This is a genomic window from Deltaproteobacteria bacterium (genome assembly GCA_013151915.1).
Taxonomy (GTDB): Bacteria; BMS3Abin14; BMS3Abin14; order BMS3Abin14; family BMS3Abin14; genus BMS3ABIN14.
Window position 1 is genome coordinate 24,874 of the sequence record JAADHJ010000041.1, and the last position, 15,960, is coordinate 40,833.

General features: G+C 54.7%; 12 protein-coding genes. 2 read left to right on the forward strand and 10 right to left on the reverse strand.

The annotated features are described in order from the left end of the window. Nucleotides 1–297: 297 nt before the first annotated feature. From rodA to GXP52_07945, 5 genes are read right to left on the reverse strand one after another with little or no spacing between them, the layout of a single operon-like run. Nucleotides 298–1,389 carry a rod shape-determining protein RodA gene (rodA, locus tag GXP52_07925; protein NOY87209.1) on the reverse strand — a complete coding sequence of 364 codons (1,092 nt, stop codon included), beginning with the start codon at nt 1,387–1,389 and terminating at the stop codon, nt 298–300. After that, entirely contained in the window at nt 1,386–3,260 is a 1,875-nt protein-coding gene (mrdA, locus tag GXP52_07930; protein NOY87210.1) for a penicillin-binding protein 2, read from the reverse strand. Before mrdA ends, rodA begins: the two co-directional genes overlap by 4 nt. Nucleotides 3,261–3,263: 3 nt before the next feature. Then, nucleotides 3,264–3,779 (reverse strand): rod shape-determining protein MreD, encoded by a 516-nt coding sequence (gene mreD, locus GXP52_07935; protein ID NOY87211.1) that lies wholly within the window; start codon nt 3,777–3,779, stop codon nt 3,264–3,266. Beyond that, nucleotides 3,776–4,633: a rod shape-determining protein MreC gene (gene mreC / locus GXP52_07940; GenBank protein NOY87212.1), complete on the reverse strand. Its 858-nt coding sequence runs from the start codon at nt 4,631–4,633 to the stop codon at nt 3,776–3,778. Before mreC ends, mreD begins: the two co-directional genes overlap by 4 nt. 4 nt (nt 4,634–4,637) lie before the next feature. After that, entirely contained in the window at nt 4,638–5,675 is a 1,038-nt protein-coding gene (locus GXP52_07945) for a rod shape-determining protein (GenBank protein NOY87213.1), read from the reverse strand. Nucleotides 5,676–5,961: 286 nt separating this feature from the next. Between GXP52_07945 and GXP52_07950 the strand changes: the two genes are divergently transcribed. Then, nucleotides 5,962–7,869, forward strand: a complete 1,908-nt coding sequence (locus tag GXP52_07950) for a hypothetical protein (protein NOY87214.1) — start codon at nt 5,962–5,964, stop codon at nt 7,867–7,869. A 159-nt stretch (nt 7,870–8,028) separates the two neighbouring features. On the opposite strand, the gene GXP52_07955 is transcribed toward GXP52_07950, so the two are convergent. Further along, nucleotides 8,029–9,615: a KamA family radical SAM protein gene (locus GXP52_07955; GenBank protein ID NOY87215.1), complete on the reverse strand. Its 1,587-nt coding sequence runs from the start codon at nt 9,613–9,615 to the stop codon at nt 8,029–8,031. 623 nt (nt 9,616–10,238) lie between these two features. Here GXP52_07955 and GXP52_07960 point away from each other — a divergent pair. Then, nucleotides 10,239–10,544, forward strand: a complete 306-nt coding sequence (locus GXP52_07960; GenBank protein ID NOY87216.1) for a DUF3467 domain-containing protein — start codon at nt 10,239–10,241, stop codon at nt 10,542–10,544. On the opposite strand, the gene GXP52_07965 is transcribed toward GXP52_07960, so the two are convergent. From GXP52_07965 to GXP52_07980, 4 genes are read right to left on the reverse strand one after another with little or no spacing between them, the layout of a single operon-like run. Then, nucleotides 10,541–13,327: a GAF domain-containing protein gene (locus tag GXP52_07965; protein ID NOY87217.1), complete on the reverse strand. Its 2,787-nt coding sequence runs from the start codon at nt 13,325–13,327 to the stop codon at nt 10,541–10,543. The genes GXP52_07960 and GXP52_07965 overlap by 4 nt on opposite strands. 28 nt (nt 13,328–13,355) lie before the next feature. Next, the gene (locus GXP52_07970; protein ID NOY87218.1) at nt 13,356–14,693 is read right to left on the reverse strand and encodes a peptidoglycan DD-metalloendopeptidase family protein; all 1,338 of its coding nucleotides are present in this window, start codon (nt 14,691–14,693) and stop codon (nt 13,356–13,358) included. Continuing rightward, nucleotides 14,690–14,977, reverse strand: coding sequence for a hypothetical protein (locus GXP52_07975; GenBank protein NOY87219.1), 288 nt, complete (start codon nt 14,975–14,977; stop codon nt 14,690–14,692). The genes GXP52_07970 and GXP52_07975 overlap by 4 nt, the downstream gene beginning before the upstream one ends. Beyond that, the gene (locus GXP52_07980; GenBank protein NOY87220.1) at nt 14,958–15,911 is read right to left on the reverse strand and encodes a hypothetical protein; all 954 of its coding nucleotides are present in this window, start codon (nt 15,909–15,911) and stop codon (nt 14,958–14,960) included. The genes GXP52_07975 and GXP52_07980 overlap by 20 nt, the downstream gene beginning before the upstream one ends. Nucleotides 15,912–15,960: the final 49 nt, after the last annotated feature.

Sequence of the window (15,960 nt, forward strand, 5' to 3'; positions counted from 1 at the left end):
AATACCAGATCGGGTAAAAAGATAATTTAACACAGAGTACACGGGGTTTCACCGGCCGAAGCTTTACGCGAAGGCTGGTGAAACCCTCTTGAAAAAACCCTGTGGCATGACTGTGATAAATCAGCTTTTGACCTTTTCAGCTCCGCCCGGGATTGCCGCGTCACTCTCGTCTGCCTCGATGCTCCTCGCAATGACAGCAAAATAGTAATATAAGGTACGCATTAACCGGATGAACCTTTTCTTTAAAACCCTGTGGTGCAGCCTGCAAGCGACTGCACTGTGGTGAAAGAATGGGGTCTAGGGCCAAGTTTTCCGTCTTCTAAATCCGGCGACTATGCCGAGCCCCAACCACACACTGACCAGGGACGACCCCCCGTAACTGAGAAACGGCAGCGGAAGACCGACCACGGGCAGAATTCCGATGGCCATGGCGATGTTGATGACTTCCTGCATGGCCAGGCCGCAGGAAATGCCCACCACGGTCAGGACACCGAAACGGGTCCGGGTCGCCTCAACGTGACTGAGCATCCAGAGCGTCAGGAACAGCATCAGCCCTAGGACCAGTACGATCCCGACGAAGCCGAACTCCTCACCCAGGACGGAGACAATGAAATCGGTGTGCTGTTCGGGGATGAAACGAAGCTGTGACTGGGTTCCCTGGAGATATCCTTTGCCGAAAAACCCTCCTGATCCTATGGCGATTTTGGACTGGACGATGTGGTACCCGGACCCCAGGGGATCCCTTTCGGGGTTGAGGAAATTCAGGATTCTCTCCTGCTGATATCCCTTCATGGTGAAAAAGAGAAAGGGAGCCACCAGAGCCGCGCTTCCGGTCATGAAGAGGATTGTCCACCTCTTTATCCCAACCATCAGAAAAATTGGTATCGCCAGAAGGATGAAAAAAATGGCGGTCCCCAGGTCCGGCTGTAATGCAACGGGGATCACATAAGCCGCGACCATGGCCATGGGAACGGCGATTCCGTCCAGCCCGTAGGGCGGGGATTGCTTCTGTTTGTGGAAATACCGTGCAAGGGCCAGGACAAGAGCGAGCTTGGCTATCTCAGAAGGCTGAATGGTCAACCCGCCGATGTGAATCCAGCGCTGAACGCCTCCCGATATTTTCCCCACGACGGCAAGAGTGGTAAGAACCGCAAAAACGGCTCCGTAAAGCAGATAAGCGCTCCGTCTCAGATGACGCCTGTCGATGAAATATCCCACAAAGTAGGCCGCTACGGCCACAGCCAGCCAGTAGGCCTGTTTGAGATAGTATCCCTCCGAGGGGTTGTTAACCGTGGCGGATCGTATGATCATGATACCGATGAAAGACAGGATCAGCGCTGAAGCGAGCATTACCCAGTCAACGTCCGGGAGTCCGAAAAACCTTTTCATGTCCCCTCTCCCGGCGGTTTGGCGGCATCGTAACCGGATTTTACCATGATCTCCCTGTATTTTCTGAGGATGCGGCCCACTATGGGGGCAGCCGAGGAAGAACCATGGCCCCCGTGCTCGACCACCACGGCGACGGCCACTTCAGGGTCCTCCGCTGGAGCAAAAGCGGCAAACCAGCCATGGTCCCTCAACTCCAGCGGTATCTCCTCCGGCTTCTTGCCTTCCCAATCCTTCAGGCGGACAACCTGCGCCGTGCCGGTCTTCCCCGCAACCGTGAAACCTGGAATCCTCGCAGCATGGGCCGTGCCTTTCGGGTCGTTCACCGCTCCCACCAAAGCGGGAATGATCCGATCCCAGACATCAGGGGAAACCTTTGAGTTCAACGAAGCGGACGGGTCTTTTCGGTATAGTTCCTCTCCATCTGCGCTTACGATCACCTCGGCGAGATAGGGCGCCTTGATAATTCCCCGTCTCGCGATCGTGGCAAAGAGATTAGCCATCTGGATGGGGGTCACCAGGACGTAGCCCTGTCCTATGGAGGCGGAAAGGGTTTCGCCTGGGAACCAGGGAACATCGTGGACAGAGCGTTTCCATTGGGGGGTGGGGATCAGCCCCGCGGATTCACCGGGAAGATCGATTCCGGTTTTTCTCCCGAGCCCCAGTGCGAAGGCCCATTTCGACAACCCTTCGATCCCGGTTTTTTCCCCCGCCTGATAGAAATAGACGTCGCATGACTCGACAATCCCCTTATACAGGTTTACATTCCCATGCCCGCCGCGCTTCCAGTCATGATAAAGCCTGCCCCCGTAATAGAAACCCCCTTTACAGGTCACATCCTTGTCCGGGTCCAGCGTCCCCGTCATCAGGGCCGCCACGGCAGTGACTACCTTGAAGGTTGACCCGGGCGGGTAGACACCCCTGATTGCACGGGTCTGAAGCGGGTGGTTCGGATCCTTCAGGATCTCCTCCCATCTCTGTCTGGTAAGCCTGAGAGAGAACTCGTTGGGATCGAAACCCGGCCGGCTTACCATCGCAAGGACCTCACCGGTTCTTATGTTCAGCAGGACACCGGCTCCATGGTTGTCGCCTATTGCATCCTCCAGCTCCTTCTGAAGACGGATATCTATGGTCGTGGTCAGATCAGCCCCGGGCACAGGTGCGGTGATACCGAGAACGTTAATCTCTCGTCCCCGGGCATCCACCTCCACCTGTCTGCCGCCATCCCTTCCGCGCAGATATCGATCATAAACCTTCTCCAATCCGAACTTCCCAACCATATCTTCCCTGCGCGCCCCTTGGTATTTCCCTGAGGCGAGTTGGGCGGAGGATATCTCCCCGATATATCCCAGAAGATGGGAGGCCGTGCTGCCGTAGGGGTAAAAACGCCGTGGGACAGGCTTGAGGATAGTACCCGGGAAGCTGTCCCGCCGGGTCTCAAAAAGGGCCACCTCCCGATAATCAAGGTTTTCAAATATGATAATCGCTCTATATGGCGCACGTCTGGCCTCGGTCAGGAGCCGGTCCAGGACATCACCAGGGTCTCTGCCCAGAAGGCTGCCCAGTTTTATGATTTCCGCCTTCCGGTCGGGATTCATATCAACGGGCATCACGGACAACTGGTAATTGGGGGTACTGTCCGCCAGAATTGTCCCATTCCTGTCCCTGATAATCCCGCGGGTCGCGAGCATCTCAACGAGCCTTATCCGGTTATTGTCGGAAAGGTTCAGGTATTTTCCGTAAAGGAGGACCTGAAGTCTCCAGAAATCACCCAGGAGGAACAGAAAACCCAGGACGACAAGCCCGACAGTGACGGCCAGTTTCTTTTCCATCAGGGGAAGCTGTTCCCTGACACTCTTTGAGATGGAAGACATGTGTCACCCGCCCAGGCTCAGTTCCTCATCACCCCGGATGCCGATCTTAGATTCAACACGGTCCAGGAGAGAACTGATGAGCAGGACGAGGGCGGTGTTGACAACCACAAACCCCACGACAGACAAGGACACAATGGAGGGCGCGGGAAGGGAAAAGCTGTACAGGGTCAGAAGCTTGGAAACGAGCCCGCCCAGGACGGCTCCCAATGCCGAACCGGCCCGGTGAAAGGCATCTTTGGCGAAAAGTTTCTCCTTGAGCACACCTCCCAGGTATCCGGCAACGATCTTGCTGATTCCATTGATTCCAAGTATCCCTCCGGCCATGGCATCCTGAAAATAACCGAGGAAGATGCCGGAAACCATTCCGGCCCTCTTTCCCCTGGTGATCGCAAAATGGACCACCCCAATCAGAGGCAGGTCAATGCAGTTCGTCAACCACTGGGGAAAAACAAGCGGGATGAGCACTGACTGGGCGACCAACAGAAAAGCGAAGAGAACGATATAATAAAAGACGATCATTCCGCGTCCCCCATCCCCTCTCTTCGGGTGAGGACCAGAACGTCCTCAAGACGGTTAATGGGGGCCGCCGGCAGGAGTTTGGCATACTGGTAAAGACCATGTTCTTTCTTGATAACCTGGGTGATGGTACCAACCTGGATGCCCCGAGGATATGTTCCGGCCAGCCCGCTGGTGGTTACTGAATCACCCTTACGGACGTCCTCCGTCCTGTCCAGATATTTCATCTGGCATGTCCCCGAGTTCTCGCCTTCGAGGATGGCCCTGGCCCTGGACCTGCTCACCAGGACCGGGACCTGAGAGGACCGATCAACGAGGAGGCGAACAACGGAGCTTCCCTCGGCAACCTCAATTACCAGTCCTGCAAGTCCCTCAGGGGTAACCACCGGCATATCCGTCCTGATACCATCACCGGATCCGCGATTGATCACTATCGTTCTGACCCACGGATCAGGGGACTCGCCGATAACACGTGCCGCGACGCCCACGAAGCCGGTTTCATTTTTAAACTGCTCAAATTCGACAAGGCGCCCCGCCCGGTGCAGTTCCTCCCTGAGAAACTGCACCTCGCCTTTTAACAGGTTAACCTCGCTTTTCAACCGACGATTCTCCGACCGGACACCGAAGAGGTAGAAATAATCGCGCCAGATCCCGGACGTCGTATGGGTCAGGGCACTAGCGCCCCTCTGGAAGGGCGACATCAGGGTGAGACCTTCCCTTTTCAGGTAGGTCATACCGGTCTCATCCTTGACCTGTTGGCTAATTATGAGAAGGGACGCGACCAGAAGACACGCCAGCAGCAGCCCCTCTCGGTGGCGCGTCAGGAAATCGCGCAGGGGACCGCCGGAATCGGACATGGGACTACTCTTTCATGGATATCTGTTTGAGGAGTTTTAGCTCAGTGAGGGCCTGGCCCGCCCCTTTAACAACGCACATAAGAGGTTCTTCAGCAATTATGATGGGGAGATCCGTCTCCTCCCTGAGCCGGTGGTCCATCCCCTTCAACAGCGCTCCACCTCCTGCCAGGACGATCCCCTTGTCCACGATGTCTGCCGCGAGTTCAGGGGGCGTTCGCTCAAGGGCGTTCTTGATGGCCTCCACGATCCGGGATACAGGTTCCTCCAAAGCTTCAAAGATTTCCTTGTTGTTGATCTCAATGGTTTTGGGGACTCCCCCGATGAGGTCACGGCCTTTGACCTCTACGTTCTGGATATCGTCCATGGGATGGGCCGAACCGATGGAAATCTTGATCTGCTCGGACATCCTCTCTCCGATCAGCAGGTTATATTTTTTCTTGATATACGCCACGATGGCCTCATCCATCTTGTCGCCGCCCATCTTCACGGAGATGGACAGAACGATGTCCGAAAGGGAGATAACGGCCACCTCAGTGGTTCCCCCGCCAATATCCACGATCATATTTCCGGACGGCTCGGAAATGGGGAGGCCCGCGCCTATGGCGGCAGCCATTGGTTCTTCTATAAGGTACACCTCTCGCGCGCCGGCCTCCTGGGCGGACTCCCTTATGGCCCGCTTCTCAACCTGGGTAATTCCTGACGGCACCCCAACGATAATTCTGGGACGAACCAGTGATTTTCGGTTGTGGACCTTCTGGATGAAGTAACGAAGCATGGCCTCCACGACCTCGAAATCAGCTATTACACCGTCCTTCATGGGCCGTATCGCAACAATGCTGCCCGGGGTCCTGCCAAGCATCTGCTTGGCCTCCATACCTACTGCCTGCACTCTGGACCCCCCGCGCGCGTCTTTCTGGACGGCGACTACAGAGGGTTCGTCGGTAACAATTCCCTTGCCCTTAACGAAGATAAGTGTATTGGCTGTCCCAAGATCTATGGCGAGATCGTTGGATATTAACCCAAAAATATTGTCAAGCAGCATATTTTCCCTCGAATAGTTGACAGAACCGACGCGTTGGAAATTCTTCCTCAGGTGCCTCGGATCGATATGGAAGGTAAATTTCTCTGTACACTTCAGCTCACGGATACTATCAGAACCATTACACTTTTTCAACGGGAAGAGGGAATATCGACGTATTTTTCATTGGGCGGGACTTGCATTCAACAGCCTTTTTCTTATAATAGCTTGCTGGCTTTCATTCCCCGGGAACGGGGCCGGTGGTTTTTCCGCTGGAGTGACACCATGAACCTTCTGAAGGAGATATGAAATGCTCAGGTACATGAGAAACAACGCCGGATCCTGGATGGTGAGAATAATGCTGTTCGGAATCGTTATCATTTTCGCCTTCTGGGGGGTTGGCAGCTACAGCAGCAGAAATCTGACCACGGTTCTGACAATCGATAAGGATCGGGTCCCCTACAGCGAATACCAGGATATCTACAACTCCCTGAAAGAAGCGTACCGTCAGACTTACGGCGGTGTGGACTCCAAAGCCATTGAGGGGCTTGATATCAAGAATATGGCCATGGATCTTCTCGTCGAGCGCCATCTTCTTTTGGCGGCCGCAAAGAACCTGGGTGTAACCGCCACCCAGGATGAGATAGAAGGGATGATCCGCAGGAACAATCTTTTCTTCGAAGGGGGCGTTTTTTCCCAACGTCTCCTCCAGGCATACCTCGATCGCAACCGCTTGACCGTGAACAAATACGAAAAAGGTATCGCTGCAGATATTACCGTTGGAAAGATCCGCGACCTTGTCAAGCTTTCCGCGGTGGTCACACCCCAGGAGGTGGATGAAAACCTGAATCTGCTCACCAGGAAAATCGTCGTGGACCTTGTCAAAATCGACCCCAACCGATTCATCCGTAACCTGCCGCCCGCCTCCGAGGAAGACCTCATGGACTATTATGATGACCACGTGGAGGATTACCGGGTTCCGGAACGGTTCACCGAGGCCGTTGTCATCATAGACCCCGAGGACATGGCCAAAAAGGTGCCGGTCACCATGGAGGAAATCGAGGATCGATATGATGAGAATGCTGAGGATTATGCCCGCCCCGCAGCGTTCAGAATTCGACACATCCTTTTTTCCATACCGGATGCGGCGGCGGCGAACACCATTAATGAGATCCGCACCAAGGCGGAAGGGGTATCCAAGAACCTCCAGGAGGGCAAACTGACTTTTGATCAGGCAGCGAAGAGATGGTCCGACGACGAGGGGAGTGCATCTTCCGGTGGAAAGCTCGGCTTTTTGACTGAGGATGAACTTGATCCGGCCATCGTTGACGCTGCATCTTCCCTTAAAGGAGATGAAGTCAGCGATCCTATCCTGACACGGAAAGGGTTTGAGATCATCAGCGTCATGGAACGCAGGGAGAAAAGCGAGGTCCCCCTCGACGAGGTCAAGGGGGAAATTAAAGCCCAGATCCTGAAGGAAAAGGAGCAGGAGGCCGCCTACGATCTTGCCGATGATCTCATCGACGATGTGGAAAAAGCCGGAAAAAGTCTCCAGGAGGCGGCTCAGGCACGCAACCTGGCTGTGGTTATCACGCCGCCGTATAGCCGGGGGGGGGCTTTACCTCGCTCCGTTGATCTGCCCCAGGGCCTTCTCAAGGAGGCATTTGATACCGAGGAGAAGGAACTGGGAGACACCTTCGAATTCGAGGGCAAGCTCTATGTCATGCAGACCGTCAAACGCTCTGAAACGTATCTCCCGAAACTGGACGAGGTCAGGGACCAGGTCAACGCCGGCCTCCTGGTCAAGCGCGCCCTCAACGCGGCCTACGAGAGAGGCAAGGAGATGATCGGGCAGTTGAATAAAGGAACGACGCTAAAGTCATTGGCCCGGGAACTGCGAACCAGGGTGGTGACGACCGAGCCATTTACGATACTGGACCCTGCCCTGCCGGGCGTTGGCGGCACTGAAGAACTGACCAGGGCCGCTTTCGCCATCGGGAAACCGGGTAAGGCGACACTGGTCAAAGGGAAGCAGGAACACTATCTGGTCGTTCTCAGGAAAATTATCCCCCCGGATGAGGGGCAGATGAAATCCGACCGGGCCTCCCTGGAGAGGGCGGTAAGAGCACAGCTGGAGCAGAAGGTCCTGGCCGGTTACGTGGAATCCCTGAAGGCCGAGTACGCGGGCCGTATCGAGATCAACAAGGATCTGCTCTAGGCGGTGGGCAGGAGGGCAGGCTCACTGCAGGCAAGCTCAGGGTCCTCGCAATGACAGCTCTTTGTTCCCCGCGTCCTCTTTTCTACTCTGGACTCTGGACTCTGGACCTTGAATCCCGCCGTTGAACATTGAACGTTGAACACCGGGTTAAGGTACGCATTACTCGGATGAACCATATTTCAGGAGCCCGAAATCCCTGTTCTCATATTCTTCCTGGTCGGTGTCCGGGTAGGAGACCTCCTCCCCGGACCACGGTTTTTTCATGGTCACCATGTCGCCGTCCCTTCCGATGATATTGTCCCGGTGCATGGGGATCTTGCCTCCCGCCGTAGAGATATACCGGGGGATGGCATCCCCGGAGATGTTCCCGTACATGCCTTCCACGATATCCCTCCCTGTCTCCACGGGCACCCGCAGGTGACGGAACTGGGGATTCCGGTAGGAACAGTTAAACACATAATAGGGCCGCACGTAGGATTCGTGGATTGTCTCGCACAGCTTCCACATCTTCACACTGGTATCGTTGATGCCCTTTAGCAGTACGGCCTGGTTCAATACGGCCGACACCTGGCTGGAAAGATTTCTAAAACCTTCCCGGCTTACGGGGGTTATCTCCTGCGCGGTGTTGATCTGGGTCACCACACGCAGAGGTTTTTTCAGGTTGCTGGCATTCAGGATATCGAGAAGTTCAGCGTCAAGCCGCATGGGAACCGTCACGGGAATCCGGGTGCCGAGACGCTTCATCCTGACATGGTCGATAGCGTCCAGCTGCTCCAGTATCCAGCGGATCATCCTGTTGGGAAGCATGAAGGCGTCGCCACCCGTTATCAGGACATCACGGATTAGAGGGTTGCCGCGGATATAATCAAGAGCCTCCTGATAGGCGTCCTTCGAATAGATCCGATCCTTTTTCCCGATGTGGGCAATGCGAAGACAGTGGGTACAGTACATGGCACATATATTGGTCACCTTTACACTCACGACCCGGGGATAAAACTGGTCCACAAGGCGGGCAGGAGAATGGTCGGCCGCAACGGGTGGTATCTCCTCGCCCACATTATCCACCATCTCTCCGGTGGGTACCGACTGGATCAGAACAGGGTCATCCAGACGGCCGGGCATAATGAGGCCGGCATAGTACGGCGTCAGCCTCATACGGTAATCCCTGGTAACACAGGTGACATCCCTGATCGCTGCGGCCGGCAGATCGATCACCCTGGCCAATTCGTCAACGGTGTTGATGGCATACTTCAACTGACCTGGAAACGAACCCCAGTCCTCGTCGCTCATGCCCAGGGCACTCCTGATCCTGGCACCGTTCTTCTGAATCTGCTCCCAAAGCTCTATACCGCTGGGGGCATCAGCATCCTTTTTGGCCATGTAATCGGCCACCCTGGCGTTGGCCGCCTTCACAATCGGTATCGCCTTGAGAAGCCGGCCTCCAACAGTCACACCGTGCTCGTCGATGAGCTGATGTTTCGACGCCAGCTCCTCGAGATCCCCCCGGGTAAGACCGAAATCGTCGGGAGTAAACCCCGTCTCGCGTCGATATTTGAGCAGCGCATCGAAAACCAGCAGGATTTTCCCGGTGGAGTTGCCCTGGAGAGCACTGCTGCAGGCTTCCTTTAACCCCGCTGCCTGGCCTGGGGAAGGCTTGTTCCCGGTTCCGGTACCCGTGAAAAGTTCGTTAATAAGCTCCCTGGTAAACGAGTCCGTTTCCCCACCTGTTAAACCGCATCCATTCATAACCATCCCTTTCCTAAAAAAACATAATTGCCTGGTTCGAAATCATGGCCGATGGGAGCCTTTCATATATGGAAGCGAGGTCCGTGTCAAGCTTGTTGCCTGCCGAAGGTTCAACGTTCCAGATTCCGGGTAACTTCGTCGATACCGCGATACTCCCATACCTGTCCCCTCAGGGTTGTCACTGCGAGGAGTATCGAGTTTAACGAGGGCAACGTAGCAGTCCCGGGCTGCGGGACCGTCACCCGCCGCTGTCCTGACGACGGCCACCAACTTTTTTATCCGAACCATCTCTCCGGATGAACTTTCCATGGACTTACCCTCGACCATCGATAAAAACCCCCGGCAGCTTATTTTTACTTGCAATTGTCCGGTATATTAAATACAATTTTGTAATTAAACTGGGTTGGAGGCGTTTTTATTGACATGATCCTTCTCGATGCTCTGACATTCAGCGTCGGCATATTACTTCTGCACTCCTGCAAGGACATTGCTCCCTTCATGAAATCCGCTGATTTAGCCGTGCATACCGCCAAGAAGGGCGGTAGCAGCCGAATCCAGTCAACCGTTTGCGATACCGGGCCCTGAACTGATATGGACAGGAAAAGCCCTGTGGGAGGTGTAACATGAACCAGGAGAAAAGACCGGAGAAAGGCAAAGGCCTCATCACCATCGAACCGGAGATGGAGAATGGCCGATATTCAAACGCAGCCAATATCATCCACTCCTTCAATGAATTTATCCTGGATTTCATCATGCTCCTCCCCGGGGACAGGCAGAAGGTCGTGTCCCGCATAGTAACCTCACCGGCCCATGCCAAGCAACTGGCGGAAGCCATGGAGCGTAATGTCCGGAAATACGAAACAACCTATGGGAAAATCAAGATACCCGACAGGGTCGAAGACGGTGAGTTCTCCGGGCCGGTAAATTAGCCGGACTTCCCGGCGCCGATGGTTTTGTACATGAAGTTTTTGAACCTCATCAGAGCCTTTTGCTCACCATATGGGGTTTCCTCCAGCGCACGGAGGAGAAGTGCGGCCTCTTTCACCCCCCCTCCCTCGGCGAGGGCTATTTTGTAGATCCTGAGCACCATGGATCGGGTCATGTCATGGGCTATGAAGGGTGCGTGGATCATATCCCAGAAATTCCCCTTGCCTCCCCTGATGAGGTCATAAAGGGCGGATTCATTGTCCCCATCCGGGCCCGGCCCTCTAAAGTGCCGGAGCGCTTTCCTGATCTCCTGCTCTCCGACTAAACCATCAACGCTCTCAAACAACCCCCCCTGGAGGATGCTCACCAGCTGCCTGATATTTCCAGGATATTCCAACCCGGTCAAAAAGAGGGATGCCTGGGGAGTCAGGTGAGGGGGGGAAGCATTCCTGGAGAATTTGGAGTGTAGCCGCCCGAGGAAATGTTTCGCCAGATCTGGAATATCCTCCCGACGTTCCCTCAAGGGCGGCACTTTGAGAACGATCTCCCTTAGACGGTGATAAAGGTCCTCTCGGAAGTTTCCCAGTTCTATCTCCTTCCCGAGGTCCCTGTTTGTAGCGGCAACGAATATCACCCTGCTCCTCTGGATGCGGCTGTCACCCAGCCGTGAAAACTCGCCGCTGTCTAAAAACCTCAGAAGCTGGACCTGGGTTTTCTGATCCGCGTCTCCTATCTCGTCCAGGAACACGATCCCGCCATCGGCCTCGTCAAAGATCCCCTTGCGGTCCGCGTAAGCCCCCGTATACGCGCCTTTTCTATGTCCGAAAAGTTCGGAGAAGGTCAGGTCGCCGCCATAGGCCGCTATGTTGGTCTTTCTCAGGGGCAGTTCCTCTCTTTTTCCCACGGCTTCCCGATAACGCTCATTGAGAAGAGAGTACAGGTTGTTGAAAACAAACTCCTTCCCCGAACCTGTCTCCCCCGTGATCAGCAGGGTGGGAAGTCCAAACTCGATCCCTTCCCCGACATCACCATCCCAGTTCAGCAGCCAGCTTGTCAGTGGCGGCACCAGAAGCCCCAGACGGTCCACCAGTTCCGTGGATGCTCTGCTCTTTCCTATGATATTACCGAGGAGATAGGAACTGACCGCAGGATCTCTGTACTCGACCTCCCTTTTCAACCTGGCCACTTTCTGGGTCAACTCCGATATCTTTATCAGGTCGGCGATCCTGTTGGCGATCAGGCGGGAAATGAGAAGAATGATCCTCTGATGCTCCTGATTAAAGTATCTCTCCTGATAGCTGTCCAGGTTGATAACCCCGATTACGCTTCCGCCAACAACGATAGGTACGGCCAGTTCGGATCGGACAAGACTGCTCAAATTCTTGAAAAACCCCCCTTTTCCGGCCTCTTCAACGGTATCGTTGCACAGGAAAGGTTTTCCGGTATGGGCTACGTAACCTGTAAGGGATCTCTCCTCGACCGGCAGTTCCTCACCCCCCACCTTTAAAAGGGGGATCTGCGCTTTTCTCCACCCCCTGGATTTCGCCCCGGACGGCCCGCTGTCCTCCACCCTGTCCACGACCACCCAGCGCTGTTCATCCTCTCTGCTTAAAAGCCCGATGGAACCGGTATCCGCCCCCACCAACTCAACAACCATTGAAACAACCTTATTGAGAAAGACAGGGAGCTCTGTGTCCTCACCGAGGAGCTGCTCAATTTCGGACAGGACTTTTATCTCGAAGTGTTCTTCACCTGTATCGGCGATGCCCCTGCCAAGCGCCATGGCATGGTTTTTCAGGAGGCCCAGATCCCACTCGGTGTATTGATGGGGCCTTTTTGTGAAGTAGTTGACCACACAGACTACGGCATCATCATAATCCATCACGGGAATCATGAGAAGGGTCCTCAATGAAAGATGATGAAAAACATCCCACCTCTCAAACTGTCTGGACAGGATGTCCTCGAAGAACAGGACATCAGGCGCCCCGGGACGCATGACAACGCTGTCCCCATCCTGCATTACCAGCAAAGACAACAGGCTTTTGCCTTCCAGAAGGCTGATACGTTCAAGGGTCTCGTAAACCGGGGGGTCTCCCATGTCCCTGGACGCGGACGCGAGGATTTCCATATGCCCGCCCCGGGCCGTTCTGAGAACTTCGGGCACGGTGGACTCGGCCGGTATCAGGACCGAGGTCATATCAAGCGCCATCTCCAGTTCAAAGGCTCCGCCGAGGAGAATACGGGCGATTTCTCTTTTTCTCGAGCGATCCAGGTGGCGGTTGAGCATAATCTGTTGATGAAACCGATGGGCCTTCTCCAGAACCGGCATGATTCTTTTGAGGAGGCCCCTCACCGCGTCCCGGCTTTCGCCGGACAGTACGCTCCCCTTGCCATTTTGGGCATCAATGCTGAGGACACCTATGGAGCGGCCTCCCGCATTAAATGGAAAGATGACGGATCGTGTGAGGCTTCTTTCGGAGAACCAACGGGTGTGAAGATCGTCACCCCCGGTTTTTTGCGTAGCGGCATCAATAAGCTGGGACGCGAGAAAGGCCCGGACCAGGTAGTTTTCTCTCCACTGGATCGGGATCCTTGCGCCCTTGCGCTCCAGCTCCCCTTCGGGGGTATAAAGGCAGATGAGGGCACCTTCCCTCATATCTTCCATATAAACCCGGATATTGCTGCACCCGGTTATTTCGGTTACGCTTACGGAAAGGTAATGAAGGATATCAAGAAGGTTCTCCTTCCCAAGGGAAAGGATATGTTTAATATCTTTGCCGGTCATGTCGGATAACTCTGTTGCCTTTTACCCGTCACCTGGTTCCGGGCACTTGGTTCCGGGCACTGAGCTCCAGACTCCCGTCGGAAAGCAGGGCTGCCCTTTCGTCGACCATCTGCAGGTACGACTCCATTTCATCCCGTGGAACAGAGGATGCCCTCGGGACATTCACCTTCCTCGGATCCACATATCGGCCGTTGCGGTACATGGCGAAATGAAGGTGCGGCCCGGTGGTTCTTCCGGTTGCCCCAACAAAGCCGATGACCTGCCCCTGGCGGACGTGGACACCTCTCGAAATACCGGATGCGAAGGAGTTCAGATGCGCATATGCGCTGGAATAGGTCGAATTGTGGCGTATTTTCAACATTCTTCCATTGAATCGATCTGTTTTCCTGAGGATCACCGTGCCGTCGCCGATGGTGTGCACCGGTGTGCCGGTTCTGGCGGTGTAGTCAACCCCCAGATGGGGCGCCATTTTTTTAGTCACGGGGTTGAGCCTTCTGTGTGAAAACCCTGAGCTGATCCTTCTGAATTTCAAGGGCGCCTTGAGAAACTGCTTCCTCAGGCTGCCGCCCTCCTCATCGAAATATCCGCCACTGCCCTGCGCCGGCCTGTAAAGAAAAGCCTGGTAGAGGTGCCCGGCATTTTTAAAACGGGCTGCCAGGATGCGTCCATATTTGACAAATTTCCCGTCGCGGTAGAATTTCTCCAGCAGGATCGAAAAGACGTCCCCTTTCCTTAAGTCCCTGAAGAAATCGATCTGCCACGCAAATATTTCAGCAAGATCCATGGCCAGGATAGGGTTTTCTCCCAGGGACTCGATGGCGTTAAAAAGGGAATTTTCAATGACGCCCGATACCAAAACAGTTTTTACATTGTACTCGATGGGTTCTACGCTGACCTCCGGTTTTTTGCTGCCTAAGGAAACTTTGACAAGTCTGTTTTCATCGGGCTCGTACTGGTATTCCACCGCCGTATCATTCCTTTTGATGATCCTGTATGGTCGCCCTGCCACAAGCCTGGCAATATTCACCCCATCCACCCTTTTGGATGCCAGCGTCATGATGGAATCGTCGCTGACCCCAAGGCCTTTGAGTATGCCATAAAAGGTTTCCCCTTTTTTCACCTTGAATTCGCTGACCACAGGTCGAGTTATCGAAGGGGCTGCTTCCTTCGGGCCGGTCGGTTTTTCGGAGACAATGGGAGGCTTCGGCAACCTCTTTTCAGATCTCCCCGGGAAATAACTGAAACCGACCAGGCCGAGACTGATAAGGAGTAGAAAAACGAAACGGATTCTCACCGGTCGTCTTCGGATGTGGCTGTTTCGTTTCTGCCTCTGAGAGGCTGGATATTTTGGGCGGTTTTCTCTCATTCCCAGATTTTCTCCTCCACCATCAGGCGGAGTATGGCATCCCGATCTCCATCTCCTGAATCCTGAAGGTACGCGTAAAAAATCTCTTCCAGGTCCATAAGCGCCATCTCGTGGACCTTGACAATCGGGAAGAAATTCTCCGAAAGCTCGGGCAAGTCCAGTCGGACCATGTTTCTCGTGGCCAGGCCTCGAACCGCTCCGATGCTGTAGTCACGTCCATAGTAAGAGAGAACCTCCCTCGCGTTGCGGATAAGTTCTTCAAGGTTATTTTCCCTGTTTGTCATCGCTTTCTTCCTGAATTTTTTCAATGCTGTCCAGACGTTTTCGGACCTCATCAAGATAACCCTTCAGTTTTCTGTTTTTCGGATCCCGCGCCAGGGCCAGATTCCAGGTCTCCCGGGCCTGCGTGAACCGTCCCTTGGCGTAGAATTTCAGACCCAGCAGCCTGGCGAACTCCACAACCTCGTCGAGCCTCCCTTTTTCCATGGGGGGCTCGCTCAGGGTCAGCCCCAGATAATAGTAAGCGTCGTTCAGGTTTCCCTGTTCCTCCACCTGGACGGCCATCTTGAACGCCTCCCTCGACCGGGCCTCTCTGAGGGTCTTAATTTCAATCAGCAGGCGTTGGGCAGGCATGGGGAGGACCGTGGCGACCTTGTATTTCTGCAAGGTTTTTTCGGCATCGCGGAGACGCCCCGCCTTAAAATATTTTCTGGCCAAAGCCAGATTCTTTTCCGCTTCCCGGCGGATCTCCTGATGCTTCTCGGCCTTCCTGAGGAATGCCATCTTCTCCGCAGTTCCCGGCCTTGCCGGCGTCAGAGATGAAATCGCTTCCAACCGTTTTATGGCTCCCGCAAAATCTCCCCGTTCTTCCAGGTATTGCGCCTCCTCTTCAAGTCCCTCCACACGCGCCTCAATGGATCGCTCTACACCCGACAGCAGCTTTTTGACCCAGTAGTAACGAGGGTAGATCTTCAATGCCTTCCTCATGCTGTCCCTGGCGCCGCCGAGATCTCCCTGGCTCTTCTCCTTGAATGCCTCTCTTACGAAAGAATCGGCTCTGTCGAGTGTATCACTGGAACGCTTCAGGGCGACCTGGACATCCTCGGAACACAGCTGAATCTCTTCCTGAAGTTTCCGGGCCGCTTCAACTGCCGCCTGGTGCTCGCCGGCCCGGGAAAATTTGCCTATTCTGCCGCACCTGGTCGTCCTGTCCGTCAATGCCTCCAGGTGAGCGCAACCTGCCATAACCAGTGCAAGGAGCACAATA